This window comes from Bradyrhizobium sp. NBAIM08, assembly GCF_020193935.1.
Classification (GTDB): domain Bacteria; phylum Pseudomonadota; class Alphaproteobacteria; order Rhizobiales; family Xanthobacteraceae; genus Bradyrhizobium; species Bradyrhizobium yuanmingense.
Map to the genome: position 1 here is coordinate 102,814 of NZ_JADYVR010000014.1, position 26,696 is coordinate 129,509.

The window sequence follows — 26,696 nt, forward strand, 5'->3', positions numbered from 1 at the left end:
TTGGTCCTCCAACCCGTCACGAAGCGCAGCGCGGCCCTCTTCCTCTCAAGGGCCGCGCCGCAAACCGACGATCAGTACGAACGGAAGGGCATGAAGCCGCCAGACACGCCGTTCCGCATCTCCGGCTTTCCGGGTATCAGGCTGCGCGGTCGAGCAGTTTCTTCGCGCGTGCCTCGAGATCGTGTCGTGCGTCCTGATTGGTTTTGCCCCGCGCAACCGCTGTGATACCTTGCACAAAATCGAAAACGTTTTCGGGCTTGCGCCCTTCCTCAGACAACACCCGTTCGATGATCCTCGCTGTCTCGGTCTTAGAGAACCCGCGCTTGCGCAGGAATTCGTTACGATCGTCATCGGTGCGGGCGACGACCTTCTCCCTGGCCGTCTTGATGCCGTTGACGAAGGCATCGGTGAGGAATTGGCAAAGCTGGCCAGCGCCGGGGCCGCCTCGTGGGCAAACCGTGAGGCGGCGTATTTGGAGTGGCGGATGGTGATCTCCTCAAAATCCTCGACGCCCCAAAGATTGCGGTTCTGGCAGACGGCGCGAAGATAGAAGCTCGCCATGCCGAGCGTCTTCGCGCCCACCTCGGAATTCCAGCGGTAAAAGCCACGGAAGTAGAGGTCCGGCGAGCCGTCGCGAAGCCGGCCGTCCTCGATCGGGGTTAGGTCGTCGACCAGGAAACAGGAAGACATCACGATCGGAGGCGTAGAGCGTCGTCGTATCCCGGGTTCGGATTGTAGACGCCAGTCGACCAGTCGAGCACGCCAGGCGTCTTCCAGCGCGCATCGCCCCTGCCATTGCCGGCGATGCGCTGAATGGCCGCCACAAGTTCGTGGCCAAATATGCGCCCATATTCGGGGCCCGTAACAGCGCGAAGCTCGACGCGACCGTCTTCGATCTCGAGCGTCTTCACCTGCTCGGCGGAATGGGAGGTCAGGCCGTACTGCAGATTGATGCCGGCCAGCGGTGCCGGAAGCTGCCGGAGGTAGTCCGCTGGCGCTCCGGCCAGGCTGGCGAGTTGGCCGAAACTCCAGTGAGTCGGTGCAATTGGCGTGTCAGAGCCGGGCAGCACCAGCGCCAGGCCCTCGGCATCGTCGCGGCTGGCCTCAACTCGGATTGCAGCGCTCTCGACGGTTCGGGTCCGACTTCGCTCGGTCCGTCCACGCACGGCGGAATGGAGGTTCGAGAGGGACAGATAGCGCTCGTCCGCTGGCCGCGAGAACCATTCCGACGATACTCGGCCGACGCGCGTCCCGCGGGTCACGTCCACCTTGTAGCCACTCACGCGATGCGGCTGCGCTCACAACTTCGACTTGGGTCATGGGTCATCTCCACGACAGGCGCCGGAGGCCTCTCCTCCGTTCTTCAACCCGTCACGGCGAAGCCCGTCCGCCCTCTCACTCTGATGGGGGCGTTGCGGGGTTCTCCCCGCAGAAGGGCTCGGCCGAGAACACAGGTTCGGGCGCAGGGGAAAGCTTTCCCCTCAAGGGTCTTCCCGCGGCGTTCAGAATGTCATCAGAGCAACAGGTCGCGTACCCCGATGGATCTGCTCGGAAAGTTTAGTGCACCGCAAACGAGGCGAACGGAAAACTAGTCCCGGTTTGCGGGTACTTCCAACATTACCATAGGGCAGCCTGACTTGATGTCCCGCACATCATCTGAACTACCCTTCAGAGATCACCACGTCAGCGATGAAACCAAACGACGCTCGATATCGGCAGCATCAAGAATACGAAGATTAGCTCGAACCGGTATGTTGTTTTTGAGCAACTGATCTCAAATGCGATCGACTCGTTCCTGATCCGCAAGCACGAGAACGCTTCTGCAACGGACAGGCTGGTCGGTGGTGGTTTGTCTCCGAGCAAGATCCTGAAACCCAGCCACCTTTGAGCGACCGGCGCGCGACCATTTTGTATCACTTGATAGTTTTCCTTGCGCACGCGGCCCGCAGCCATCGAAACCTCGTCTACCTACGACCGCGAGGCGCAAGTATTTTTACTACGCACCGTCACGCCATCCTGCGACTGTCGACGCTCCAAGCCGACCGCGTTTGAGGCAAGCCACGGGGTCGTCGAGATTATCGTTTTCTTCCCTCATTCTGGATGTCAACATCGCAGCCATCTCTACCGTGACGCCTCATGCGGTAAAGTGATGGAGAAGACGAATGGCGGACGCCAAATTCCTTACTCCCGAGGAAGTGTCTGCACGATACCGTGGCGAGGTCACCGTGGGCACGCTGCGGAACTGGCGGGCGATGCGAATCGGACCCGCATATGTCAAGATCGGCAAAGCCGTCTTATATCCGGTGGACGAACTTGAGTCATGGGATAGAAGGAATCTTGTGGTTTGTCGCGCGTCGAAAGGACTGGACATGAGCTAGCGTTAGGAACGACTGCGACCAGGAAAGCATCTACTACCGCCTCCTTATGATTGAGCTGGTTAGCGTGGATATTTTGGATGCTAATGAATTGTCTGATGTACACTAACCCATTTGGTCCGTTCTCGCTGTGCGTATGCAGTACATATGACGTGCCCGACGTTTGGTCAGGCTACGCTACTTTGCGTTTTGGCGAGTTTTCGCGCCACCTTCTCTGCATTTCCGCGAAGTATTCTTCGCTGTCGCTGAAATCCTCTCCTTCAGGCGAGCTCACGGTCCCGTTCGGCCGCCTAATGGCCCAGTGCCAAGGAGTCGTATCTCTTTCGACCTCGCCGTGAATCGTTATGGGGGCCGCATAGAAGCCTGACCGGGGCACTCGAAACGCGATTATCACCTCCTCGGACAATTTGAGAGGGCCTCTGCCTGCGAAATCCTGCAGCGAAAGAAGTGAGAAGCCGTGATTCGCCTGGATCACGGTAGAATCGCAGACGGTCCGCCGCGTCGCGGAATGACACGAGAGCGTTTCGGAAGAACCGTCCGCAAAATGGACGTTCGCCGTTGTCCCATCCGAGGAGAATTGCAGCTTCTTTACGTGATCGAGGTTGACGTATCCCTCGCCCAAAAAGATCAACATGACAATAATTCTCCCGCTTGCCTCGACGATGCGTCGTCCGACGTTTTTGGAAACGGAGGGACCCATTCTTCCAACGCTGGCTCCCAAATATGCTTGGTGTGAGTTTTGGATACGGGGTCCCACATCATGATGAACTCCCGTCCCGGCACGAGCTTCCAGACTTGTCTGTACATTGGCTCTCCCTGCGTCATGTCGTGAAGCCACTGGGATGTGACCCCTCGGTCGTGGAACCACTCTCCCCGAATGCGTCCTTCGCGAAGTTGGCCATGAACAATTCGCTCAATCTCTTTAGCGGCAGCGATCACTCCGATCAGTTCGAGCTTTCCGCTACAGCCGACTTGAAGATCTGAAAGTCGATTATTGGGATCGAGTGAGTGTCCAATCTTTATCGCGTCGGCTTGCGCGTCCCGGATAAAATAAACCGCTCCACCTTCGTGGAATGCTGCCCAAAATTCAGCACTGGACACCAAACTTGTTCGGAGAAACGTGCCCATGATCGGGTCCTTATTCGAATCGGGTAGTGAGTATACGGCTTTGACTGAGTCAACGGCCACCGATCTTTGCGCCCTCCACAATACAAGGCCGGAACATTCCCTCTGGATCGCGAGTATTTGTGAAGTCGCAGGGGACCCGTGCCAAGTTGGGGAACTGACCAGCCTCGGTGCGAGGCCGTTCTAGATGTTCGCTTCCGAGACCTTGACGCAGTAGCCGCGAACGAGGTCAGCGATGCAGCCGAGCGCGGTTCAGCCAAGTATTCGGCGATGCGATCTGGCGTCACTTGCGCAAACCGGTGCCGAAGATCGCAGTTGAACACAACAAGCGCGTCTCCGCGGGTGGGACGAGCTTGGTCGGATTGGGCGTTAGGTTCGCTTCCGCGAACGCCGCGAGAAATGCGTCATACAGTGCTTCGAGCAGCGCCTCGTCATTTGCAGAACAAATGAGAACATCGGAATAGATTGAAACGAACGCTCCGGCCTGCTCAGCTTGCGCCACCATTGCCACGACGGGCGAGCGCATCAGAACTAGGCTGGCAAGTGCGGGTGACTGCTTGAAGCCGATCGGCAGGCAGTACCGCGGTCCCAGATCATAAGGGCTGTGATGAGTACGAAGAAGCGTAAGCCGTTTGAAATAACAACGATGAAGAGGGATATCACGTCGTCAAACTGATGGTCCCGCTCGTTATGCCAATGGAACACGTGATGTACTCGCTACGCGAGCGCGCCAGAGGTGTGATGGTGTCTACTGAGGAGGATGGCGATATCAAGCTACTTTAGACGAACCCCCCTCGTTGTCCAGGCGCCACCTTCGTGAGCCGCAAATCTGGGTGATATATGTATGGGTAGAAAAAGTTGACGTCACGATCCGAATAGAGAAGTTGGAGCAAAATCGAATGGACGAGATCGTCGACGCCCTCAAGGTGAGCGGACTCGGCGACGTCGAAAGCCATAAGCGGTTCATGATTGTCAACGGTAGCGTCAACGTGGACGGCCTTGACGAGCTGCGCAAAGTGAAGGGCGTTGCGTCGGTTCATCAAGACAGCACCTATAAGACGCAGAAACGCTGAGAAGCATCGCGTTGCGCTTCCCCATGTTCGGGCTGCTTGACCACGTGTCGTGACGTAGCTGGGCGATTTTAGTGCTCAGCGACGTCGGCACCATTCGCGAATGCGAGCAGCACGGCTGGATGCAGAACCGCGCCGATCCGCATGCCCACGGGAGCGTAATGCGAGGACAAACAGCGGTCCCATAACTAGCACCGCGCTCGTTGCGAGTCCTCTCAAGATCACCACGAGCGAAGCTAGAAAATCGGAGAAGCCCGCCGGCATGAGGTAATTGGTGAGATCTCTGATGTATTTTACCGTTGAGAATCCTAGAGATTGTTCAGATCGTTCGTCTCGTTCAGGAACGGAAAACCGCGTTCTTCGCTCCTGTTGGCTGCCAAACAGCACCCGAGATAGCCACCACCTGACACTGTGGAGGGATAGTCAAGATGCTTAAGCTTACCGGAAGCCTGAAGCGCCTGTACGGGGCGGGAGTCGATCCAGCGTTTGGATCAGATTGAAGAGTCGATGGCCCTCGGACATATTGGCATCCTACCAATTCCTAATGTCAGAACCTGGCAGCAGGCCGCCTTCTCTGCCTTACTCCCACCACGGCTCTTCCTTCCCGCCAGAGCACCGCGAAGTTATTGCTGACAGGGCAGCGCAGTTCGGCCCTGCGCTTTGTATAAAAAAAGGCGGCAGCTAGGTGTAAACCTAGGCCGCAAGCGCCTTTTCTGAGATCAGTGCTGCGCCTTGGTTGCCGCCCACGCGGCAATCCGCCGCACTTCACACTGAACGAATGGCGCCCGTTCGTCAGCTGAGGCTGCCAAAAAGCGTTGCATGAATTGAGTTCTTGGTATCCTATAGATTGCCTATATTTTGCACCCAGACACATGGTTGTAGAGGACTACTATGCGGGTCCGTGCTGGGTTCTAGTGCTTGCGAGTCTTGTCTGACAGCCTCTCGATTGGTGGTTCTAGCCAAAGGGGTCGCGCATGTCCTTGCAACCACTCGCCATTCCGCAAGACGGCCGCCATCTCGATGACCGGTTGTTCGGAGTTGACGACGTCTTCCTCATCCCAGCCTGGGATAGGTACCTCATTTATAGCCCGATAACAAAAGCAATAGTGCTCGCAAGCTCAGAAGAGTTGCATCAACTTCGATCAATGGGCGCCGAAGGCTTCTTAGGCATTCTCGGTCTTCAACGAATTATCGCACAGAGCGAGGCGGCGACCGATACCGTTCCACAGATCGAGCAATCAAGTGGACAGTGGAAGCCGACGCACGTCACGTTTTCAAACACACAAAAGTGCACACTCCGCTGTCGATACTGTTACGCGGATGGAGGTCGGCTCGACGATGCGGTGATTCCAAAGCCGATTGTTGATGCCGCCCTATCTCTAATTGTCAGCAATGCGGCGGCTTCCGATCAACAACCCAGCATTAACTTCCTGGGAGAGGGCGAAGCGACTGCTGACTGGAAATCGTTCACGTATATTCTTGAAACGTTTCGGCAGAAGTGTCGCGAGATTGGAAAACAAGGACACGTTTCGTTGAGCACAAACGGCGTGTTTTCCAATCGGCTCATTAGCTATTTGGTCGATAACGTCGACACAATCGTGTTTTCGCTAGATGGCATTTCTTCGAGTCACAATAAAAATCGAGTCCTGCCGAGCGGATCCGGCTCTTTCGAAAAAATCATCGAGAACCTGCGTGAATTTGATCGCTTAGAGAAGCGCTATGGCATTCGTTGCACAGCAACGGAAACTGCGACGAGCGGGCTACCTGATTTCGTAGAATGGATAGGTCTAAATCTGAGGACAAAGGAGATCCATGTTGAACCGGTATTCGACAACTCGGGAGTCGCAAAGACCGCGGAGCCGGTCGAGGAACCCCCGTCCCTTGCCTTCGTACAGCAATACCGGAAGGCCCGCCAGGTAGCGGCCAAGTACGGTATTGAACTCTATTACTCGTCCGCGGACCTGAAGTTTAAGACCGGCTTTTGTGGAGTCACCAACGCGAATAATTTCATTGTAACATCGAAAGGAATCGTCACCAGTTGCAACGAAGTCTTGAGGAGTGACGATATCCGATCAACAGCGTTCCAGTACGGCAGATGGAATTCCGAAGAGAACAATTTCGAGATCGATCTCGGTGCTGTACAGAAATTAAGAAAGGTCAACGTTACCAATATTTCAAAATGCACCAATTGCTTCGCTAAGTTCAATTGTGCAGGTGACTGCTACGCTAAAACGCACGCCCAGCACGGCGACATTTTCTCTCCAAAATACACTTCGCGATGCGAAGTTACGAGAGAGCTCACAAGAGATAATCTTCTCCTCGAGATATTGAAAGACCAGCTCGACAATTTGAGCGACCAAGCGATTCAACAAAGTGAATCCGGAACTGCAACTCACGAAAACACTAGGGTCGGCGCGTTGTATGCCGAAGGAATAGAGTAGCCAAGTGAACCACCTTTTGCGGAGAGGAGAGTCTGAATGCCCGATCGCCGAGACTTTCTTGTTTTTACGTCCTTGGCTGGCGCTATGGCGGCTCTTTTTCCTGATTCTTTTGCGACAGCGCAGGCCTCCACAATTACCGTACCCAAGGTCGTAGATTTCACAAAAGAAATGCGAAAGATCTTAGACACCATTTACGACACTGAACCCGGCACGATACAGGCCTTTAATTTCGTTTATCAGCGCATCGCAAAGGAAGGTTGCTCCGACAACTGCGGCTGCAACTCAGTTTGCGGATGCAATGAAAACGTTGATTGTTGCGAGAACAAATGTGGGTGCGAGAAGAAAGGTTCGTCCAAACTGAATTTAGATGTGATACGCCGTCAAGACCCGTACATTAAGATAATCTCGAAATTTAACCCCGAACAGATAGAGACGTTCAACCAGCTTCTCGACATTCTTCCCCAATTTGGAGGCGTCTTTGCCGGCGCGGCATTGCCTGGGACCGTCGCTTCCGTCGGGATTAGTGACAAAGGTCGAAAGTTGGAAGCTGGTCAATTTACGGAAGACCAGTTGCGGCAATATTTTCGAACCCGAGATCTCAAAGGAGACCCCGTCCCAGAAGATTTCTACTCCAAGCAGTTCGGACGCCCCTAGGCTCTTCGTTGCGGGCATGGTCCTCTTGCACGCCGCAAACCTGACGCCCTTAGGGAGCCGTCACGTGGAGCCACAGCCTGATCTCAGTGCGCTGCTTGTGCGTGCTGCCCGCGCACAGGTGAGTGCTACGAACACTCCGTCGCGTCGCGAAGCTACGTTGACGCGCATCTCCGATCTCATCACAGACGAGCTTGAGAATCCGCTCCTTTCGACCAAATTGGTCTGCCGCGAACTCGAGCTCTCGCGCAGCACGTTGTTTGCGATCCTTGCTGACGCCAACATGATGTTCGTATCGCACATCCGCGAACTTCGATTTCAACGCTGCTTGATGCAGATCCGCGACCCGCGCTCGGCAGACATTGCGATCGGTGAGATCGCTCGCCGGGCCGGCTTTGCCAGTCAGGAGAGCTTCACGCGTGCATTCAAGCGCCGCTATGGCTCGCCGCCCGGCAGCTATCGCGGCAAGGAGGACTCCTAACGTTTGCGCCTCGAGCTTCCGTAAGGCTAAGCTTCTCCCTCATAAAGACCGACCGCGAATCCTTACTGATGGCGACGGCTGTATGAGATGGGATAGGCGGCTGAACGGGCATCGAGCATTGGATCTGCAGGCTCGATGCCAGCCGGCAGCGCGTTGGGAAGGAACAACAGCTGCTGCTGCGCAGCGTTGCTATCGGCAACCGGTTTCGCGACCGTGAGCGTTCCGAGTTCCACCGCACGTCAATCGTCGGGCCATGCGGTCGAGGGATCATCGAGCTGGTCGCCTTGCGCCGCTACCTGGAGCACCAATTTGAACTCCACTAGAGCTCGGGAGATGCGCTGGTTCATCTCAGCGCTCAGATAATCCGGGGCGGCATTCGTCGCCTCGGTATCGTCACGGTACTGCACCCCAGCGACGGGCAGCATCTGGTAGCGACCGTAAGTGATGGCGCCTTGCGCATTGGTGAACTTGAACGCGTTCACGCCATAGAACGGCAGCGTGCCATAGCTGACGGGTGCCGGCTTCGACGCAGTCAAGAAGGCCTTCGCGACCGGATGACTAGCCAGATAGATGTCGAGGGGTGTCGGCTTCGACGCCTGCGGACCGCTCGAACCTAATAAGCAACTCGCGGAAGTCGTCCACAGTCGGCGATGGGAATCCGTTGAATGAATGGGCGACAATATCAGTCTCGCTCCCATCGGGCAGCCGGAACTTGATCGCAAAACCGTGCAGACGGGCCAAGCCGTCGTTGTCGGAAATGTTCGGCAGACCTGCAAAATTGGAGAACCGAGCGGTGATCGGGACAGCTTCATGCTCGAAGTGTGGTGCCTTGCTGACAGACTGCGCCATTTTGCCGGGCATGAAGCTGCCTTGCAGTACGAGACCCTTTGCATGAACCGCTCGCGCTCTGGGATGCTTGCCGAAAACGCCGTTTAAGGCGTCGACGAGCTGCTCGGGATTGGATCTCTGCCGTGATGCAGCGGAGAGCGAGCTCTCCGCCACGGCTACGCCGGGCACAACCACGATCGTTGAGACGACCGCTACGATGCGGAGCGAACTGAGCATTGGAAAATCCTCGTTATTGAGCGCTGAATAAGGAGATCGGCGGTTGCACGGCATGCACGACTTCACCTCGCTTCGATCTCGGCTAAGGGTGCGCACCAGGTCAGAAAAACACTGTCTGACCGTGGTGAATTCCCTTAACCGCTGGACGCCAAACTCCACGCCAAAGCCGGACTGCTTGACGCCCCCGGATTGACTTCGAACCGAGGCCATCATGCTGATGACGGCCGGGACCACACCAGCAAACTCAGGCGTTACTTCCGCGTCGATCGACGCGATATCCTATTGAGCCCCGAATCCACTCTTGTCGAAGAGCGCCTTGATCCCGGTTATTTTCGCGTTCTCAATGATGAAATACTTTGCGGAGAGAACGCTGGGGACGGGGTGGGTTTGGGTGTAGTACATGAGGAGCGCTGTCTTATCGTCGCGGAAAGTGGTAACCATCGTCGCTCTTTTGAGCATGCCGGCGAATTTCAGTTTCCGATTTGTGCAGCGCTGCGCCACCTTCAATGAGGCCAAATGGCGTCTCAGAGACCACGTTGTCCGCGACAAGGCAGTGACAGTTTTTGTCAACATGATGACGGCGGCCTTCAACCCAAGTGCTGGCCTTGATAGGTTCAACCTCACGGAGGACCGCATCCGCGAGCGCAGCAACCGTCGTGCGGCCGTTGGACTGATCTGAACGATGCAGTCGTGACCTCGATCGCCACGCTGTTGCTCAATTCGAGGCCGAACTGCGTCTCATGCTCCACCTGCGCGACAGCATGGGCACCTTGGAGAAGAACGCCTTCGTGTAGCGCAGGATGATCTTCGCCTGGTCACGGTCTGCGGACGACCTGAACGACGCCACGCGAGATAGGGTCTATAATCGACGAACGCTGACAGCCATTGCTATCAGGGCTGGGACGCGTAGCTTGAGCGTGCGGCCAGCGACCAAGTCTGTGACCTGCTTCTTCAATTGGAGCGAGGGCGGAGAGCATCGAGTTGTCGATACTCACTTACCTTATGATTGCTGGCGCTCGAACTCCGTGCTCCATTATCGTACGCGCACAACTGTGGTTATCACGCTGGCTCACGATGTACCGCGATGTACCGGCCCCACTGGCCACTCACCAAAAAGCACAATCAATCCAACTAGATGCGGCGCGCAGCATGCTTCTGCACAATCAGTCGTCACCGCAGACATCCGTTCGCGCCGAGACTCCCCCTCGACGAATGCCTGGATAACTCATCGTGTTGCGTATGCTTCGGGCCGACTTGCGGACAGAGGCGCGGACCAGGCAGAAGCAGTCAGCAGAAAGTCGCCATGGGCCCGAACCCGACGTTGGCGCCGTGCAGGCTAGAACTCCGCCGAAGTGGCGCCGCACCTTTCAGAAGGCCGGCGGAGGACCAGGAAAGCCATCCATGGACAGCGAGAGTTCGGCTGCGCAGTTGATTGGCGCCCTCCTGCGCGCTCTTTTCCCGGCCTCAGATTCATAGTGTCGGGGTGATCATGGAGGGCAACGGCGGGCGACTAGGAAAGCCGTCCATCGAGAGCGCAATTCTGAGCGGCAAGTTCAGCAAAATCGACCGTGGGTCCAGCCAAGTCATCCGCTCGGAGCCGCCGTCGGTCGCTCGCCTCAAGCGCAGCGCTGGCGAGCGACGGTGGTGGAGTGGGGTGGCGTCCTTCAAGTCGACTCCTTCTTGGGAAGTGCCAAGGAGTCCCCCGCGTTGGCTCACTTTACGTCTCATATGACGCGGCCATCCACCGACAGTGGCGCGCACTGGCAGATGGCGCGCCTGAAGAACTTAAGCTGAAATGGAAGAACACCGGTCAGCTCGAGAGGCGTCTATAAAGAGGGTGCCGGGCGATCTCTTTCGCGCAGCCCCACTCCGCCCTCTCACTGGCTATTCACGTTGCAGGCGGCGGCGGCCGCGACCAGCAGCGATCGCTCGTCGATCACGATTCGTCCTGCTGTTCGCGCCGCCCGTGCATAGACCGACAGCGGGTACTCACCTGTAAACAAGATGTCGCGCTCAATTCCCACGCCGAGCGGAAGCTCAAGGGCTTCCATCTCTGCAAGACTGAACGATCCGAGTTCGGGATCTCCGATGTCGGCGAGCCCGAACAACGTATCGTCATCCTCCTCGAGCTCGGTCGCGAGCCAAGTGCCGATGCCGAGCGGGTTGAAGAATTTGACCACAGGCACATGGTCGAGGCCACGGCGGCCGTTGGCGAGCAGGCGCTCGCGCAGACCCGGCGTGAGGAGGATCATACCGCCCTCCCTTCGACTACATCGACCGGAATGTCGTACTGGCGTGTTCATCCGGCATGAAGCCGAGGATGAAGTCGGCCGCCTTGCTCGCCTGCGATGCAGCTCGCACGACGGCCCGATTGTCCTCACGCAAGACCTCGAGCCAGGAGCCGATGTAGTCTGCATGCCGCACGGTCGGCGCGATGCCGAGCGACGCACAGGAAAACGCGGCACAGAGTTCGGCGACATATCCTGACAGTCCAGCCCCTTTTTGAAATTTTACCCCGTGGGGGATGGTGGTGATCATGCCGCTATTTCCTCGGTCCGAGGCTGCTGGGCATGCATCCAGTCAGCCGCCTGCTGGGCTTTGCTGGCGGCGGTGAAGATGGCGCGAGGGTCGTCCTTGAGGAGGCGCAACCAGGATGCCACGTAGGCGGCGTGATCGGGCCTGGGATGATGGGCGACGCCCAAATCCGCCAGGATGAAGGAAGCGGTCAATTCCGCGGTGGCTTCTTCGATCGGCAGCCAATCGCGCTTGAACCGTTCCTGGAAGTTCCGGTCGAGCCGGTGCTTTGCGCCAGCGGCGTGAGCTGCTTCATGTATTAACGTGCCGGCATGGGCGGCTGGGCTCGTGAATGCCGCGTAGTCCGGCATGAAGATCGTGTCGATGTCGATGCGGTAGTGCGCATTGTAATTGCCGGTGATGACCGGGATCTTCAGCGCATCGATGAACTCGCCAACGTGAGTTAGGCGATCGCTCTCTGGAATCTTCTCGATGACCTGCGGTTCGTAGCCATCGACTTGGGCGACATTGAACACAGTGAAGGCGCGTGCAAAGACGCGACGACGAACGTCATCGTCACCGTCGTCTGCATCGTCGTTGGTAGCCGCCTTCGCCTGCTTCCAGAGAACAACCGTCGTTCCTCGTTCGCCCTTGCGTACCTGCGCGCCGATAGTCAGCCATTGCCGATAGGTTCCCCAGAGGCCGTCGGCGTAGCCATGAGCTTGCGCAGCGATCCAAAGTGCGAGCACGTTGACACCACGGTATCGGTTGCCTGACGAGACATTCTGAGGACGGGTGATGGCGGTGCCGTCGTGATGCCAGGGCATGCGCCATTCGCCCGCGCCAGCTTCCATGGCGGCGACGATCTCGGCGGTGATGCGGGTATAGACATCGGCGCGGTCCGCCGAACTCGACGTATAGGACATGGGAGAATCTCCGCGGCCGGCGGAGCAAGCCTCTCTCACTCCCTCAACCGGCCGCCCGATTCCGGCCCTCCTCGTCCTCTCTCGCCGCCCGACGACAGGGCGGCCGTCTTTGGTTTTGTGCTGTCTCATCATGATGGGTGCTCCCGTTCGGCCGGGGTCCGTCCCCGGCGGCGGAGCAGCCACCTGCGATGCCTGAAAGCGCGACCGCGCACTCGCAGAGCCGAAGCGACAGCGGAGGACGGCGATCAGCCGTTGCGCGGCCGTGCGGGGCATCGCGCGCTCCGACTAGGCCGGGGCAGACGCCGGCCAGAACCACCCGGCGCGGCCGCAACCTCAGGTCCGGAGTTCTGACGTCAGTTGCCGCGATCGATATCGTCGAGGACAGCCTCGATGCGTGCGAGATCCTGTTGCAGTGCGGAGCGCTGTAGCGAGGACAACCGCTTCTCTTTAAGGACGGCTCTCGCCTCATCTGCGGAACACGCCCATGCTGGCCGATGTCTGGCGGTGATGCAGGCGTTTGGACAACGTGTCGGTTGGCAAAGCGCCGTCATCGGCGTCTTGGTGCCGGCGTGGGTTGCCTGCTTCAGACATAGAGCGGTGCCGGGATCGAAGAAGCAATCGGCGAGCACCCCGACGTGCAATGTGCGCGCGAGGCTGGCGAGCATCGTGCGAAGCCGCGCACGATCTGCAATCACAGCTGGTAGGGGATCAAGTTCTGCCGCCGCAGCATCAAGCACCTTCGATATGCGCGGCGCGGCCGGACCGGACAGCGTGGAGCCCGCCTGTCGCTCATCAAAGTAAACCAGCAGGTCATCGAGTTGCCCAAGCGCTCGCTGGTTCTCGACCTCGGCGCGAAAACCGGACTTGCTGGAGCCGGCGTAGCCCTCGAAGGCCGCAACGGAAGCATGCTTGTACTGGATCATGCCGGCGATCGTGCCGAAGGGACGGTTGGCGATATGCCATGCGATCGTTCGGCGAAATTGCCCTGTTGTGATGCGCCACGGCTTGCCTTCGGGACTGTTGGGAATAACCGGCTCGCTGACCGTGCCGAACAGCTTATTGAGGTGATCGCGATAAAGATTGAGCTGCCGTACGATCTCGGCAGAGAGGTGATCCTTGCACACGGATTTAGCGGCCAGGACCGGCCAGAGCGTCGTGAGCCCGCGGGCGGTTGCGGCCCGGAAGGACAGGCGTTCCAACACGTCGATGGCTTTGGCGACCGGTTCGATCGTGACCCAATCGGCCGCTTCGCCATGGCTCGACTTGCCCTTGTAGGCGACTGATCGCACGCGATGACGCATGATCAGGCCATCCTCGCTGCGGGATACGGTGAGACACCCCCGCTGCATTGCTTGAACTTCGCAGTCGCGCATGCCGGTCAGGTACGCACACAGAATATATGCTGCTGATTGCAGCATCCGTTCTTCCTGGGCGAGCGTCTTGGCGTCGAAACGAGGTCGCCACGGTCGACCGGTCTCCGGCAGATGAGAGATACAGGTATCCATGCCGCCGGTCTCAACGCCGAGCACGCGTATGGCTGCATCGATCAGGTCGGGGGCGCCGCTCGCAAGCTGAATATGCATCCCCGAGTCTGCGCGGGCATCGATCCCGATATGAAGATGAAGCAGGTGCGAGTTGACGGGAGGCGATACGTCACCTGTCTCTGGATGCCGCATAGTGGTGCCATTATGAGCAGACCCCCAGATCGGCACACCGCGCTCCTCACGTCGTCGCCGCTCAAAGTAGTCCATGAGACGCCGGCGCTGTCGGTCACGGCGCTGTTTGCGGTCGAGGGCCTGGTCTGATCCAACAAGCTTGGCGCAATGGGCCTCCAACCGATCAAGCTCGTCGCGGGCGGCGAAGATATCGGGCGCAAACTCGGTGACGTAGCGGATCGACCAGGCCAACAGTGGGGCGATGACTTCTTCCGGCATTCGTGGGGTGCGGTTCTCGCGGACCTGACGATAACCAGCGACGCGGGCTGGAGCGCGTCCGCTCCACGGCTGGAACCGCAGCCCTCCGGAGGGAAGATGATCGCGAAAAGCATAGAGGTCGACCGGCACCTCGAGAAGGTGACCAACGATGACAGGCCGTCGGCTGCAATCGGTCTGGAGATAGCGGGCGTAGCGGTCGAGCAATTGCTGATCGACCCGCGAGAGATCGACGGCGCCGAGTTGGCCGCGGACGAACTCGAAGAAGCGACGCGCTCGGTTGAATATCTGTCGGACACAGGCAGGTGGGAGCTTCTTGCGATGACCAGGGAGATCGACGTTGAGCCGGGCGTAGAGCAGTTCCCGGATTGCCTCGCGGGTGCCGATATCTTCGACCGAGCCGAAATGTACGGTGACATGGCAACGGCGGGCGTTCTCGCGAAATACCGCCGGACCGAGATCCCAGCTTGTATCGCCATAGCGGGACAGGCAGCTCCGATCGAAGGCCTTCTTCAGCGGGGCGGAAGCAAGGACCGGACGGTCATGCAGATCCTGTGGGAGCGGAGCGAGGGCAGCTTTGCTCATGGCCGCACCTCGGGCGGAAGATAGAGAGATTGTTGGGTGGCCTCGCTGCGCGCTTGGGCGATCAAACCTTCAGAGAAGACGGGCAGAATCTGTTGTGTGATGCGCGCATGCGCGCGACCGAACTTGATGCTCCAGTCGGTCGTAGAGAGCCCGGCGCGCTCGCCCTCGATAAAGTCGAGAAATGCGAGGATCGCGGGCAGCTTGCGAGCCGTGATGACCGCGTTGCGGCATTCCAGGCAACCCCAGAATGGCTGCGGACAGGGTGAGCCTGCTTCGGCGAAGGGACTGTTCTGAAAACCCGCGCACGCCGCGAGCCAAACGTCCTGATCTCCATCCAGGAGCGCGGAAGTGTTATTGCTCTGCACAGGAGTATCAGCGCCCTCGCGCCAAAGGGACTCGCTGTCGGGTGACAGAACGATCGGTCCTGCGGACGCGACAACTTCCGTAAGAGCCTCGGCGACGGTGGCTTCATGCAAGGGCCGCAGTGACGGAATATCCACATAGTGACGAGCGGCGATCTCCGGCGTGTGGCCGACGGCAAAGCGCGCCATGTGCCCTTCGGTCTTGAGATACCAGAGTGCCTTATGTGTCTTGCGCAGCCGGGAGAGAACAAGGTGTAGTGGACGGCGATCGTCGTCGACGATGCCGTGTCCAGCGACCCAGTTGTCCACCAACTGATGCGGGTGATCGATGCCGGACCGAATCTGTCCTCGTCCCTTATAGTGATAGACCCAGAGAGACTCGACCGGAAGAAAGCGCCTGGTAAAGCTCGTCACCTCGATCAGCTTGCGGATCAATCCGCCAGGCGTGCCGAGGCCGCCATCACGAACTCGCAGGCTCTTCTGCTCGGCACCACGCGCGCGACGCTTTATGTAGCTGATCTCGATCGTCCCGGACCCTGGGTTCTGCAAACAGTCAATGGTCAGCGTCTTGCAGCATTCGATCTCGAGCCCTGTCTCCAAAGACAGGAACGTCAGCAGCGGCGGCAGATCGGTTGCGAGCAAATGATGGCGGTTATGGACGTCTTCGGAAAAGCTGGAAACCGGCAGGCCCCGTCGCAGGCGCATGAAGTACAGGCGTTTGAAGGCGAGGTCCGAGTGATCGATCTTGCCTTCTGCGGAAATCCTGGCTTCAACGTCGGCGACCGCACTACGGAGGTTGAAGTCGCCTGCTTCATCGAGCGGACGGCCGATGCGCCGGAATATCTTGGCGATATCGGTCCGCGCCGCGTCACGTAACTGCCGAGCGACGAACGGACTATATGCGTCGCGGGGCTGCGATCGCCCTGCGGACTGCGCGCTCGTATAGCTCAGGCGACAGCGGAGCCCCTCATCGAGAAGGCCGGGTTGATCGATATCGATGGAGCGCAGCGCAAGAATTGCCTTCGCGAGGACCGTGTGCCGGTGGATCGGCGTCATGCCGGCGGCCTCAAGGAAGGCTTCGAAACCGTCGATATCCTGCGTCCGAAGCTCGGCCGGCTTCGTGACGTGAGAGTGATCTCTCAGATACGCGAAACCGATGATATGCCGTAATGTGCTGCTTGATGGTGCTGCGCGCTCCCAACGCGCCGCCGAGTTCGGCCTGTCGGCGCACAGCCCCAGCGAAGGCTATCGCGAGTGCTCGCGGGCGCAGGTTGGTGAGATCGACTTCGACGATCCCGCCATAGCGTGCCTCAATGTTGAAGCGAAGGCCGAGAATCCGGTCACCGGCATGAGCCGGGACCATACCGTCTGCGGGCGCAAAACGAACTGGAGTACCCTTCCGCGGCCGCCCTCTCATAGCGACTGCTCCGAAGGAAGCAGCGCGAGCAGCTCTTCGACGGCGGCATCGACCGTGTCGGCGCGCGAAGCGATGTGATCGAGATAGACGTAGGTCGTTGCAAGGCTGGCGTGGCCAAGCAGCCGTTGCACTTGCTGGAGTGGATCGCCGAGGATCTGCCGATATCCTTCGATCGGTCCAGCGGGCAAAGCTGCGTCGCGAAGCCGATGCTGGATCAGCATCGCGAGCATATGCACGGCAAACGTATGGCGGAGTTGGTGTGGCGTGATGTTGACCGAAAAGTTGAGAGACCTGCACCGCTCGGATGCCCGAGCGAAGATCACTTCCCAGGAGTTCGGTTGAACCGGCAATCCGACTTCCGTGAGCCACAGCACGGCCGGCTCGCCCGGTGTACGGTCATCGTCGCAGATGATGATCCTGCTGCGCTCTTCGGGGCTCAGCAGATCAAGAACGACGTCGCTCCCGTCGAGCAGTCGCAACCGGGAAGCTGACCTCTCCCTGTGAACGAAGATCGGGCGTTCGTACGAGCGCCAGCCGGAGCGTTGTCGGAACTTAGTAACGGCGTGAGCCCGTTCAACCGCAATGTAGGCCTGCGCCTGTTCAAGCAGTCGACCGGAAAGAAGAATCTGGCGGCCACGATCACCCTTGGTCAGCGCGTCCGGCAGATCGAGCCACACCTGTCGAGCTGTTCGCTGATCGGCGCCAGCCAGGTCGGATGCAAACAGAAAGGAGGCTTCTTCCAGCCGAAGGCCCGTCGTCACAACGAGGTCGGAAAACAACGCATTGCGAATGCCGTTGCGATCACGGGCTCCGGGCCGCGCTCTACCATCAGGCATAAACCCTCTGAGGCCGACGTCCCGAAATACCCGGTAGTCATCGAGCGTGACAAAGCTGACATCCGCTCGACGTGCAGCCGACTCATAGGCGTCGTTGCGGGCTGTAATCTGCGCACGCCGGCCGCCGTATCCTTGCCTCCAAACAGAGCGATGCGTGAACGGCGCTTCAGGGAGCAAGCCTTCGTGAACGCCCCAGCGATAGAGGCGATCGAGACAGGCAACCGCTCGATTCCAGGACGCCGCGGAGATACGCTGGCCGCCCTCCGTCCGGCGACGAACGCGATGATAGGCAAGGACGTCGCGACGATCACCTTGCCATACGGACTTGCCGCAGGCTTCTGAAAGAAAGCGGACCCAGACCAGGACGTCATAGCCATACGCACGAAGGGAGTGCCGTGAGCGAACGCCATTGAGGGGAAGGTCGCGGAAGAAACGATCGAGATCAGGATCGTAGAGCACCCCGTCCCGGAGGATCATGGGGACATGTGCATCAAGGCCGTCAGCCGATCGGCGCTCTTGAATGGTGATGTTCGACGTCGGCGCTACATTGTCCACAAGTTGTTCAACCTTCCCCCGGTCCCCCATCCGGGAGCCGGCATCAACGAAGGCGTTCAACTTGCCTGGCGCTGTCCAGGTCCGGCAGACGCCAGCCTGTGGGAGTGCTGCGGTCCGGCGGTGACCACCGCAAAGCCGTCCGCCCGCTACGGCGCTATTGGATGGCGCGCGTGCGGACGGCTTTGCTCTACCCGAGCTACGCCAAGTGGAGAAACGACCTATCGCCCCATCAGTCCTGTTGCATCGACATCAGTAAGACACTGAGAGTCGGTGCAGACTGTCAAGATAAGGCGATCAGCTCCTCAAACGCATATTTCTTCGATCCGAATGATCCGGAGAGATCGCGGCTGAGGCGTGAATAATGACCACTGGCATGCCCGAGCTCATGCAGCGCCGTTCGATGCCAGTTGATCGGTTCAAAATACGCTGCGGGCGGCGGCACCTGCACATAGTCCCCAGCCGGGACATAGAAGGCGCGGTTGCCGCCGATGCGGAAGTCAATGCCAGTCGCCTTAATCAGCGCCTCCACCTGCGGTTCGATCATGCCGGGCGGTGGCGGCGGAGCGACGGTCGCTATCTCGTCCGGCAGTTCAATCGCACTGATCGGCATTGAAAACCGTGAACCGCTTCAGGAACGGAATCGCCTGAGCGTCCTCGCCGCTCTCGGCCGCACGCTTCTTCTCATCATCGGGAATGAACCGGTCGGCATAGACGACGGTTGTGCCGCGCTCGCCCTTTCGGACATGCCCGCCAAGCGAGAGCGCCTGGCGGAACGTCAGCCAACTCTGGCCGGTGAATCCGTGGTCGATCACCGCTCCCCAGAGAATGAGCACGTTTACGCCGCTGTACTGCCTGCTTGTGGAAGCGTTCTTCGGGATGGCAAGCGGCGCTTTCGCGGCCGCGGTCCCCCAGGGCTGAACCCAGGGCACGCGCCCGGCTTCCAGCTCGGCGATGATCTTGTCGGTGATTTCGTCATAGAGGTTCGTCCGGCTTTGGCCGGCGCGAGCAGGATACTGATGCCTGGACATCGCGGGTCTCCGCGACGGGCGCTGCGAGCCTCTCCCGCAGCTTCCAACCCGTCACGGCCAATCCGGCCGGCACTCTCACTCTGAAGACTCTCTCTCCACGCTCGCGAGCGTGGTGGACCTCCGCGAGCGCGTCCGCGATGTTCGCGTCAGGGATGGAAGCCCGAAGGGTGAAGACCCGGCCGGAGCCGGGGCTTCAGCGAAGCCAACAGCCCGGTCCCCGAAGGGGAGATGCCCGTTACGGCCTCGTCTCTTCGACATAGGCACGTTACATTGTGGGTATGTGGAATGATGCGATGGAGGTGCAATTCGGAATGTCGGTCGAGGTGTACGAAAAGTATTCCAAAGCCCTGGAGGCGACGGGATGGGACTGCGATTTTGCGCAATATAACTGGAACCTGCCGCGCGAACTCGAAGCGATCTCGTTATCGTATGGAATGATGCTGTCGGAATTCGCCCGCGAGATCGCCAATAGCCTCAATGATCTGATCAACCATACGCGACGGCTCCGGGCCTGGAACGTGGTGGTCGCTCCAATGATCGATCCGGAAAAGATCGACACAGTGCATGAGTTCATCGATTCAGTGGCCATCATCGGCTTGAACCTTCCGGCGGTGATCCGCTCGCGATTTGCTTTCGCGGCCGCGCATTTGTGCCATCAGGCCAATCGAGCCCTCGACGGTGGCGGGTGGAAAGACGACCTCCGCATGGATCATCAGATCGAGCCTGAAGGGCGCCAATAAGCACGGCACCAGATGGAGCACGTATGAAGCTTTCCGACTGCACGTCGAAAGCATCGCGGATCAGGACTACAGGGACAACACCCACGATTTACGCAATGCTTACAATCACCGCCTTTCGTCTCGAGTGGTCATTGGCTTGACCCAAGCAGTGACGAGGAAGGTGAACCCTGCGGCCTCAAGGACGTGACCGTACGGCCAACTGTCGTGGACAGTTGGAGCACACTGGACATTGAAATACGGTTGAGCGGGCAAGCTGCGTTCCGCGGGGCTGGCGTGTCGCTCGACCAATTTGATCCGGTTACGAACGTCATCGATCCTGTGCTCATCGGTCACAACGGATTGAGAGCACATGTGTATGGCCAACAGGCCTGCTTATGTGCAAGCCGCGCTTGCCAAAGGCGATGCAGACCTCGAAGTCAAGGCTTTGTGAGCGCGGCCGATGCGCGGGTGGAAGCACTCTGTCGGCTGCGTGATCTAGGATGGTCGGCAAGTCTTGGGCGCGATCGCCGCGCGCTTTTACGAATTGATCGTGGATGAGGCGCAGGACTGCAATCCGCTTGATCTTCAATTGTTGACGTGGTTGCGCGGGCATGGGCTGCACGTGACGTTGTGTCGGATGTTGACCAAGCAATCTACGGATTCGGCAAGGCGATCCGACAAACTTGGGCAGGTCCGCCGGGACGTATGATCTCGCAAGCAATCTAGATTTATCAGTAATTTTCGGAGCAGTCCGGCGATATGCCGATGCGCTGCGACCTTGCGCAGCCGCACGGGATCGGACGAAGCACTTGGAGAAAATGCGGCCGTTACGCTGCCAATCTATATTCTAAAGTACGAAGGCAGCCGGCCGCCTGCATCAATCCACGTAGCGTTCGACAATCTCCTGCCATCAGGCAGGCATTGGTCCGCCGGCCAGGATCGTGCTCGCGCATGCCCGCTCTTCCGCGCGCAATGGGTGTGGTTTGCGAACAGAATCCGGAGATGGTGAGGTCGCGAGGCTGGCGAGAGCTGTCGGGACTTACCATGCCAAAGCCACTTCAGGGCGTGCTCGCGAAGCAATGTCTCGCGATCATCGAAGAGGCGATTCTCCAGCTCATGGAGAAATACGAGGGACATTTTACTGTCGCACGCGCCGCCGAGCACCATGGGATCGAGCGCCGCGGGCTGCGCCGCACAGCCTTGCAACTCGTGGCGCGGCTGCAGCCAACCTGTGCGAACTCGCAAGAAGGACGAGAGGCTTGGGTGACGGCACTCCGAGATGCGGTCGCAAATCTCGCATTGGTCATCAGCCCAGGCGCGACCGTAGCGCGCTATTTCAGCATGCCGCCCAGCGCGGAGTGGAGCCGATTCCTCAGGCCGCGGGCTGACCTAGACCCTGTCGCATGGGCAACCATTCATGAGGCGAAGGGGAGCGAGCACGGCGCCGTATGCGTGGTCATCCCGCCCGGCGAGTATACCGAGCAGCTTATTGCTGCATGGGAAAGTAGAAGCGAATTCGAGCCCAAGCGCGTAATCTATGACGGAGTGACCCGTGCTGAGAAGATGCTGGCCATTGCCGTTCCTTCTCAAGTTGTGGATCGGGTCGACGCTGTCATGCGGACCAATCAGGTGCCGTTCGATTCATGATTTGAATGTTGAACCCCGCGTGAAGGCTCATGACTTGTGCGTGGCCGTAAACTTCCTGTTCGCCATCAGCGGTATAATGAAACCAAGCTCCATTTTTGGCAATCGCACGAAATACGTGTATTTTCGATATTTGGGCTGTCGAATCGCGTGTTCCGCGCGATCGATTAGATCGCGCTTCGGGATCGGGAGCTGATCCGCTGGGGCGCGCCAGCGTGCGCAGGCGACCGACCGTGGATATCAAATTTTTCCGGCCAGAAGGCCCGCAACCCACAGAAAAAGTCGGTCTCGAAGAAATTCGCCTTGCTCTTCCACGCCAATGGAAGGGTTTCGCCAATTTCGTGATGCGGCAACCCAATAAGCGCGGTCAGGACCGAGAGATAGACTTGGTCATCGTGGCACCGGACAGGCTGATCTTGGTCGACCTCAAACATCTGCGTGGCCGAATCGAAAACCGTGGAGGGTTCTGGTACCGCGGTGAAGAGAATCAGGGCTCCTCTCCGGCACACAAGATTCGCGACAATGCGAAGATCTTGGCCTCGCTTATCCGCGCGGAGGTGTCCCAGCTTCCTGCGGTGCCGCCCGTGGAAAGCGTGGTCGTGCTCACGCACCCTCTCTCAGATCCGAGCGGGCTCGATCAGGTGGAGCGAGACCGCACGGTCAAGCTTGCAGACTTCATTCGCATTTCGAACGATGCGCAATTTCGCGCAATGTTCAGCTCGACGAGCAAGTTCAACTCGTCTCAGCCGCTCACGGCGGCCCCGGCGCTGCCGGCTTTGCAGAAATTCTTCGGCAACGGCCGGCTGTTCGAGCCCAGGAAAGCCCAATTTCATGGCTTCATTCCGCAGGGTGAGCCAGAATTCAAGCATCGGCTCTATCTGGAATATGCGTGCCATCAGCCGAGCGATACGAACTACACGGGCCTGCTTCGTCTCTGGGACTTCAGTATCGATCCGGATTTTCTGGTCGAGGAAGACAGGCGGCCGATCGCCGAGCGTGAGCGTGCCATTCTGGGCCATATCCGCGCGCACGACCCGAACTTCTATCAGAATTATCTGCTTCAATCGGTCCGATACGACACTGAATTCACGCTGCGCTATTCTGAGGTCTTCGACAAGCTACCTGATCTCGAGCGCTTGACGCGGTTCTCGGCCGTTATCGACGATCTCTCGCTGGAGCGCAGGATCGAGTTGGCGACGCTGTTTCTCGATCGCATCGCAAGCCTGCACCGCCTTCGCGTCGCGCACCGCGATCTCGACCGTCATTCGATCTGGATCGACGATCGCCGCAGTAAAGTCGTGCTGTCCTCCTTTGGAGCCGCCCATTTTCCGGAGCGCAAGTCCATTGGGACATCGCGGTCCAAGCTCATGGCAGGCGGCCATCGCGTCCCCGAAGACATCGGCGAGGGCAGCGACGGAACGCCTTTTCATCAAGACGTCTTCCTTGCAGGCGCAGTAGTTTGGAACCTGCTGACGGGAAAGCGCCTGCCCGTTCTCGAAACGGTCCCGGTCTGGACATCCAGCACGTTGGCGACTGCCGACAGATTGCCCGATCAATTCGCGTCCTGGTTCGACCGGTGCCTTCAGTTGGAGGCGCGAGCACGTTTCGCCGACGGCGTCGAAGCTGCTGACGCCTTCGCCGAGCTTGTTCGCAAAACCGAGAAGGTTTCTCTCGAGAAGCAACTCGAACGCTATCGCCAGGACATTGATCCGATCTCTGACTATCCGCCCACCGAATGGATCACGCAAAGGCCGTGTCGAATCTATCGGTCGCGGAAAGGCGAAACCGACTACTTCGTTAAGAGCTGGCCAGAGCGGTCTCTCGGCGAGCGCCGCAAAACGGCCGCACGGATTATTGAATTTTTTGGTAAGGCCGATGTACTGCGTCTTACGGCGGTAAATTGGCTGCCGAAGATTGAGCTGTCATGCCTGTGCACGGACGGGCTGCTTCTGGTCCAGGAATGGATCGACGGCAAACCTCTCGCGCAATCCGATACCGGCCATTGGTCTGCGATCGACCTTCGATCGTTCGTGATCGATCTAATCATTGCCATCGACGAGCTCCATGAACTCGGGCAAGCGCACGGCGATCTTACGCCCACGAACATCGTCGTCCGGACAAGCGAAGGGCGACTCCAGCCCGTACTGGTCGATGTCGTCGATTTCACGTTGGACGAGAACGGAAAAAAGACGCCCGCCTACTGCCCTCCCGACGATACCGATATCCGCGTGCGGGATCGCTACGCAGTCGGGCAGATCGTGATTGAGCTGGCCGACAAGTGCGATGACTCCCACACAAAAGCAGCCTTGCTCGCCGGCGTCGCCAAGTGCGGTGAGGGTGCTGCTCCCTGGATCACTCTAAAGCCCTTGAAAGACGCGCTTGCGCCGCGCAAGACGCAGCCGCTGGGCGGCACCTTTGAACTCACGATCGAGACGGCCCGCGCCGCCTTCGAAGGCCAAATGCTGTCCGACAACGGGCTGTTCCACCTCGTTAAGTTGAAGGGCAAGAGCTCAATCGACATTTACGGGTTCGACCAGCACGTCACGATCGACCTAGACGACAAGGACTTCAAGCCACGACATGCTATCGCGCATAGGGCGGACCTGCGTGGCGCATCCTGGGCGCAGCGATGGCGGTCCTTCTCATTCAGGGGCAGCGTCAGTGTTCAGCGCTCGACGCGGGCTCGGTTCGCAGGCTTCGATCCGCTCGCTACTGTGCTCAGGGACATGGCTGCGCCGGCTGCTGAAGCCGAGGCGCCGCAACCGACTGTCGCGACCGCAAAGCCGGCTACACGCGAACAGTTTCCCGTCGCGCGCTTTTGGCAAGAGACGATCACTATCGAGGAGGAGATCACTCCGGAACTCGATTTGGCGGATGACCCCAAGTTTGGCGAGGGTGACCGAACTTTGACGATATCGGCGTCCACTGACGCCCTAACCGAACTAGAGCCAACCGACGGACAGCCCATCGGAGTAACATGGAACGGCTACAAGATTGGGGACCTCGATCTCGCGCGCTCACGCGGCACGACCTTGTTGATCAGGAACGTGAGGGGGCACCGGGGGTTGCGCTCTGGAGCGACTCTCAGGCTTCAGACCTCGGATGACTTCACCAGCTTCCAGCGCCGCTCTCGGGCAGTGTCGCGAATACTCGAAGGCCGCGCGCAGGTAAAAAACCTGATCGACTACTTCGATCCGCAGAACACCGCGGCACCGAAGGATATCGGTGGAGAGGTCAGCGACGAAGACATCGCTCTCTACAAGCTAAATGACGACCAAGCCGGCGCCTTGAAGCATCTCTGGAAGTTTGGGCCGGTCGGCCTGTTGCAAGGCCCACCTGGCACCGGCAAGACGACCTTTATGGCGTCACTGGTGCACTACGCACTTACCCACGCCCGCATGCGAAATGTACTTGTGCTGTCGCAATCGAACGAAGCGGTGAACACCGCATCCGAGCGTATCCTGCAAGTATCGGAGCGGCTCGGCGGCGACATTTCTCCGCTTCGAGTTGGGTATCATGAAAAGATATCACCTGTATTGCGTCAGTATCACGCGCGAGCGATTCAAGACCGATATCGAGAGCTCTTCCGCGCCGGCATGAAGGAGCGAGTCGGCTGGGCGGCCGGACGGCTCGGCCTCGATCGCAACTACGTGTCCGAAGCGATCGAGCTCGAAGCCGTGTTTGGTTCTCTCTTTCATCAAATCGAGCTTTGCGAGGCCGACATTGCCGGCGACATTGGGTCAGATGTGGTCTCCGCCGCGCGAGAGCGCCTCGCCCAACTGAAGGATGTGTGGAGCACTGCGCTTAAGGAAAGAGAACTGATCGAGGGTGACGAACCGCGCAGCACGCTCGAGCAGCTACGAGACGATCTGGCTTCGCGCCACGCGGTCAACGATCCCGATGCGCGGCGACGCTTGCTTCGCCTGTTGAGCTTGGCGAATGAATGGACCTCTGTTCTAGGCATTCGGCACAGAAGCCTCGAGGAGCTTCTCGCCCGCAGCCGAAACCTGATCTGCGGGACTTGTGTCGGCATCGGTCGGCCTGGCATTCAACTCGATCGGAACGCATTTGACCTCGTGATCATCGATGAGGCGGCACGTTGCACACCGAGCGAGCTCGCCGTGGGCATGCAGTCGGGGCGCCGCATTCTTCTCGTCGGAGACCACCGCCAGCTCCCGCCGCTCTACGATCACGACTTGCTCAATGCCATCGGGCCGCGACTGGGTAATCTGTCACGGAAGGAGTTGCAGCGGAGCGATTTCGAGCGCGCCTTTCACTCTGACTACGGTCGTGCGGTGGCCCGAAGTCTGCGAAAGCAATACAGAATGGCACCAAAGATCTGCGCAGTGGTGGCCGACGCCTTCTACAAGGGCCAAGAGCTAACGCCTGAGCGCGGTCCGCCGCCGGAGCACTATCGTCTCTTGCCCAGACCGCTCGATGACGAATTGACTTGGATCGATACAGGCCACTCCAGTTCGGGGCGTCGGGAAGCAGAAGTCGGAAGCAGCTACGCGAACCGGCGCGAAGCGAACGCTGTAATGGCTTTGTTGCGGCTCATCGCGTCAACGCCCGCGTTTCTCGATGCGGCGAAGGCTGATGTCAAGAAGGACGAGCCGTTGATCGGTGTCATCTGCATGTACGGACCACAAGTCGCGCTGATTGAGGAACAGTTCGTCACATCAGGCCTGCCAGAGGCGTTTAGGGATCTGGTGAAGATCGACACCGTCGACTCCTATCAAGGGAAGGAGAACCGGATTGTCATCGTGTCGCTGGTGCGAAGCAATCCGGAATACTCCATGGGCTTTTTGCGTACCGAAAACCGGATCAACGTCGCACTTTCGCGAGCCATGGAGCGCTTGGTTATCGTGGGGTCGGCGCAGATGTTCAGCGACAGGAACCATCCGCTTGCGACCTTCTTGCAAACCCTGCGTCCCCAGGGCCGGGTTTTCACCGACGATCGAATTAGGTGAC

At 58.9% G+C, this 26,696-nt stretch carries 21 protein-coding genes and 3 pseudogenes; 10 read left to right on the forward strand and 14 right to left on the reverse strand.

What is annotated here, in order from left to right; genetic code table 11:
- Positions 1 to 136: 136 nt before the first annotated feature.
- A pseudogene (locus I6F37_RS33165) lies at positions 137 to 1,320 on the reverse strand (DUF932 domain-containing protein).
- Positions 1,321 to 1,683: 363 nt separating this feature from the next.
- Positions 1,684 to 1,953, reverse strand: a complete 270-nt coding sequence (locus tag I6F37_RS33170; RefSeq protein ID WP_225153867.1) for a hypothetical protein — start codon at positions 1,951 to 1,953, stop codon at positions 1,684 to 1,686.
- A 209-nt stretch (positions 1,954 to 2,162) separates the two neighbouring features.
- Between I6F37_RS33170 and I6F37_RS33175 the strand changes: the two genes are divergently transcribed.
- Complete coding sequence (locus tag I6F37_RS33175) at positions 2,163 to 2,378, forward strand: helix-turn-helix domain-containing protein (RefSeq protein WP_211959237.1); 216 nt, start codon at positions 2,163 to 2,165, stop codon at positions 2,376 to 2,378.
- A 169-nt stretch (positions 2,379 to 2,547) separates the two neighbouring features.
- Here I6F37_RS33175 and I6F37_RS33180 read toward each other — a convergent pair whose 3' ends face one another.
- From I6F37_RS33180 to I6F37_RS33190, 3 genes are all read right to left on the reverse strand, one after another.
- The gene (locus tag I6F37_RS33180) at positions 2,548 to 3,009 is read right to left on the reverse strand and encodes a hypothetical protein (protein ID WP_225153869.1); all 462 of its coding nucleotides are present in this window, start codon (positions 3,007 to 3,009) and stop codon (positions 2,548 to 2,550) included.
- Positions 3,003 to 3,503: a GIY-YIG nuclease family protein gene (locus tag I6F37_RS33185; RefSeq protein ID WP_225153870.1), complete on the reverse strand. Its 501-nt coding sequence runs from the start codon at positions 3,501 to 3,503 to the stop codon at positions 3,003 to 3,005. The genes I6F37_RS33180 and I6F37_RS33185 overlap by 7 nt, the downstream gene beginning before the upstream one ends.
- A 280-nt stretch (positions 3,504 to 3,783) precedes the next feature.
- Positions 3,784 to 4,026 (reverse strand): hypothetical protein, encoded by a 243-nt coding sequence (locus tag I6F37_RS33190; RefSeq protein WP_225153872.1) that lies wholly within the window; start codon positions 4,024 to 4,026, stop codon positions 3,784 to 3,786.
- Positions 4,027 to 4,399: 373 nt separating this feature from the next.
- Between I6F37_RS33190 and I6F37_RS33195 the strand changes: the two genes are divergently transcribed.
- The 4 genes from I6F37_RS33195 (at position 4,400) to I6F37_RS33210 (ending at position 8,143) form a co-directional block, all read left to right on the forward strand.
- Positions 4,400 to 4,573 (forward strand): hypothetical protein, encoded by a 174-nt coding sequence (locus I6F37_RS33195; protein WP_225153874.1) that lies wholly within the window; start codon positions 4,400 to 4,402, stop codon positions 4,571 to 4,573.
- A 971-nt stretch (positions 4,574 to 5,544) separates the two neighbouring features.
- The gene (locus tag I6F37_RS33200; RefSeq protein ID WP_225153876.1) at positions 5,545 to 7,011 is read left to right on the forward strand and encodes a radical SAM protein; all 1,467 of its coding nucleotides are present in this window, start codon (positions 5,545 to 5,547) and stop codon (positions 7,009 to 7,011) included.
- Between the two features lie 36 nt (positions 7,012 to 7,047).
- Entirely contained in the window at positions 7,048 to 7,665 is a 618-nt protein-coding gene (locus I6F37_RS33205; protein WP_225153878.1) for a twin-arginine translocation signal domain-containing protein, read from the forward strand.
- Between the two features lie 157 nt (positions 7,666 to 7,822).
- Positions 7,823 to 8,143, forward strand: a complete 321-nt coding sequence (locus I6F37_RS33210) for a helix-turn-helix transcriptional regulator (RefSeq protein ID WP_225153880.1) — start codon at positions 7,823 to 7,825, stop codon at positions 8,141 to 8,143.
- Positions 8,144 to 8,382: 239 nt separating this feature from the next.
- Here I6F37_RS33210 and I6F37_RS45625 read toward each other — a convergent pair whose 3' ends face one another.
- Together I6F37_RS45625 and I6F37_RS45795 are read right to left on the reverse strand one after the other, a co-directional pair.
- Positions 8,383 to 8,679, reverse strand: coding sequence for a catalase (locus tag I6F37_RS45625; RefSeq protein ID WP_276573791.1), 297 nt, complete (start codon positions 8,677 to 8,679; stop codon positions 8,383 to 8,385).
- Positions 8,680 to 8,701: 22 nt separating this feature from the next.
- Positions 8,702 to 9,442, reverse strand: coding sequence for a catalase (locus I6F37_RS45795; RefSeq protein ID WP_368736800.1), 741 nt, complete (start codon positions 9,440 to 9,442; stop codon positions 8,702 to 8,704).
- Positions 9,443 to 9,608: 166 nt separating this feature from the next.
- On the opposite strand from I6F37_RS45795, the gene I6F37_RS33220 reads away from it, so the two are divergent.
- Positions 9,609 to 9,887, forward strand: a complete 279-nt coding sequence (locus I6F37_RS33220; protein WP_225153882.1) for a hypothetical protein — start codon at positions 9,609 to 9,611, stop codon at positions 9,885 to 9,887.
- A 1,198-nt stretch (positions 9,888 to 11,085) separates the two neighbouring features.
- On the opposite strand, the gene I6F37_RS33225 is transcribed toward I6F37_RS33220, so the two are convergent.
- The 7 genes and pseudogenes from I6F37_RS33225 to I6F37_RS33255 form a co-directional block, all read right to left on the reverse strand.
- Positions 11,086 to 11,460: a DUF2958 domain-containing protein gene (locus I6F37_RS33225; protein WP_225153884.1), complete on the reverse strand. Its 375-nt coding sequence runs from the start codon at positions 11,458 to 11,460 to the stop codon at positions 11,086 to 11,088.
- A 16-nt stretch (positions 11,461 to 11,476) separates the two neighbouring features.
- Positions 11,477 to 11,686 (reverse strand): annotated as a pseudogene (locus I6F37_RS33230) (zincin-like metallopeptidase domain-containing protein); the annotation flags it as partial.
- A 56-nt stretch (positions 11,687 to 11,742) separates the two neighbouring features.
- Positions 11,743 to 12,648 carry an ArdC family protein gene (locus I6F37_RS33235; protein WP_225153886.1) on the reverse strand — a complete coding sequence of 302 codons (906 nt, stop codon included), beginning with the start codon at positions 12,646 to 12,648 and terminating at the stop codon, positions 11,743 to 11,745.
- Positions 12,649 to 13,001: 353 nt separating this feature from the next.
- Complete coding sequence (locus I6F37_RS33240) at positions 13,002 to 15,164, reverse strand: integrase (protein WP_225153888.1); 2,163 nt, start codon at positions 15,162 to 15,164, stop codon at positions 13,002 to 13,004.
- Entirely contained in the window at positions 15,161 to 16,582 is a 1,422-nt protein-coding gene (locus tag I6F37_RS33245; RefSeq protein WP_225153890.1) for a hypothetical protein, read from the reverse strand. The genes I6F37_RS33240 and I6F37_RS33245 overlap by 4 nt, the downstream gene beginning before the upstream one ends.
- Before the next feature lie 357 nt (positions 16,583 to 16,939).
- Positions 16,940 to 18,364 (reverse strand): site-specific integrase, encoded by a 1,425-nt coding sequence (locus I6F37_RS33250; RefSeq protein WP_225153928.1) that lies wholly within the window; start codon positions 18,362 to 18,364, stop codon positions 16,940 to 16,942.
- A 250-nt stretch (positions 18,365 to 18,614) separates the two neighbouring features.
- A pseudogene (locus tag I6F37_RS33255) lies at positions 18,615 to 19,362 on the reverse strand (ArdC family protein).
- A 293-nt stretch (positions 19,363 to 19,655) separates the two neighbouring features.
- Between I6F37_RS33255 and I6F37_RS33260 the strand changes: the two are divergent.
- From I6F37_RS33260 to I6F37_RS33275, 4 genes are all read left to right on the forward strand, one after another.
- On the forward strand, positions 19,656 to 20,102 hold the full coding sequence (locus I6F37_RS33260; RefSeq protein WP_225153892.1) for a hypothetical protein: 447 nt from the start codon (positions 19,656 to 19,658) through the stop codon (positions 20,100 to 20,102).
- Between the two features lie 493 nt (positions 20,103 to 20,595).
- Entirely contained in the window at positions 20,596 to 20,790 is a 195-nt protein-coding gene (locus I6F37_RS33265; RefSeq protein WP_225153894.1) for a hypothetical protein, read from the forward strand.
- Positions 20,791 to 21,125: 335 nt separating this feature from the next.
- A complete protein-coding gene (locus tag I6F37_RS33270) occupies positions 21,126 to 21,728 on the forward strand; it encodes a hypothetical protein (RefSeq protein WP_225153896.1) in 603 nt (200 codons plus the stop codon).
- Between the two features lie 230 nt (positions 21,729 to 21,958).
- Positions 21,959 to 26,695 (forward strand): AAA domain-containing protein, encoded by a 4,737-nt coding sequence (locus I6F37_RS33275; protein ID WP_225153898.1) that lies wholly within the window; start codon positions 21,959 to 21,961, stop codon positions 26,693 to 26,695.
- Position 26,696 lies beyond the last annotated feature (1 nt).

Excerpts from the sequence above, each read along its gene's own strand:
- I6F37_RS33170 (WP_225153867.1), bottom strand. The coding sequence starts at position 1,953 with ATGGCTGCGGGCCGCGTGCGCAAGGAAAACTATCAAGTGATACAAAAT.
- I6F37_RS33175 (WP_211959237.1), top strand. The coding sequence starts at position 2,163 with ATGGCGGACGCCAAATTCCTTACTCCCGAGGAAGTGTCTGCACGATAC.
- I6F37_RS33180 (WP_225153869.1), bottom strand. The coding sequence starts at position 3,009 with ATGTTGATCTTTTTGGGCGAGGGATACGTCAACCTCGATCACGTAAAG.
- I6F37_RS33185 (WP_225153870.1), bottom strand. The coding sequence starts at position 3,503 with ATGGGCACGTTTCTCCGAACAAGTTTGGTGTCCAGTGCTGAATTTTGG.
- I6F37_RS33190 (WP_225153872.1), bottom strand. The coding sequence starts at position 4,026 with ATGCGCTCGCCCGTCGTGGCAATGGTGGCGCAAGCTGAGCAGGCCGGA.
- I6F37_RS33195 (WP_225153874.1), top strand. The coding sequence starts at position 4,400 with ATGGACGAGATCGTCGACGCCCTCAAGGTGAGCGGACTCGGCGACGTC.
- I6F37_RS33200 (WP_225153876.1), top strand. The coding sequence starts at position 5,545 with ATGTCCTTGCAACCACTCGCCATTCCGCAAGACGGCCGCCATCTCGAT.
- I6F37_RS33205 (WP_225153878.1), top strand. The coding sequence starts at position 7,048 with ATGCCCGATCGCCGAGACTTTCTTGTTTTTACGTCCTTGGCTGGCGCT.
- I6F37_RS33220 (WP_225153882.1), top strand. The coding sequence starts at position 9,609 with ATGAGGAGCGCTGTCTTATCGTCGCGGAAAGTGGTAACCATCGTCGCT.
- I6F37_RS33225 (WP_225153884.1), bottom strand. The coding sequence starts at position 11,460 with ATGATCCTCCTCACGCCGGGTCTGCGCGAGCGCCTGCTCGCCAACGGC.
- I6F37_RS33235 (WP_225153886.1), bottom strand. The coding sequence starts at position 12,648 with ATGTCCTATACGTCGAGTTCGGCGGACCGCGCCGATGTCTATACCCGC.
- I6F37_RS33240 (WP_225153888.1), bottom strand. The coding sequence starts at position 15,164 with ATGAGCAAAGCTGCCCTCGCTCCGCTCCCACAGGATCTGCATGACCGT.
- I6F37_RS33245 (WP_225153890.1), bottom strand. The coding sequence starts at position 16,582 with ATGACGCCGATCCACCGGCACACGGTCCTCGCGAAGGCAATTCTTGCG.
- I6F37_RS33250 (WP_225153928.1), bottom strand. The coding sequence starts at position 18,364 with ATGGGGGACCGGGGGAAGGTTGAACAACTTGTGGACAATGTAGCGCCG.
- I6F37_RS33260 (WP_225153892.1), top strand. The coding sequence starts at position 19,656 with ATGGAGGTGCAATTCGGAATGTCGGTCGAGGTGTACGAAAAGTATTCC.
- I6F37_RS33270 (WP_225153896.1), top strand. The coding sequence starts at position 21,126 with ATGCCAAAGCCACTTCAGGGCGTGCTCGCGAAGCAATGTCTCGCGATC.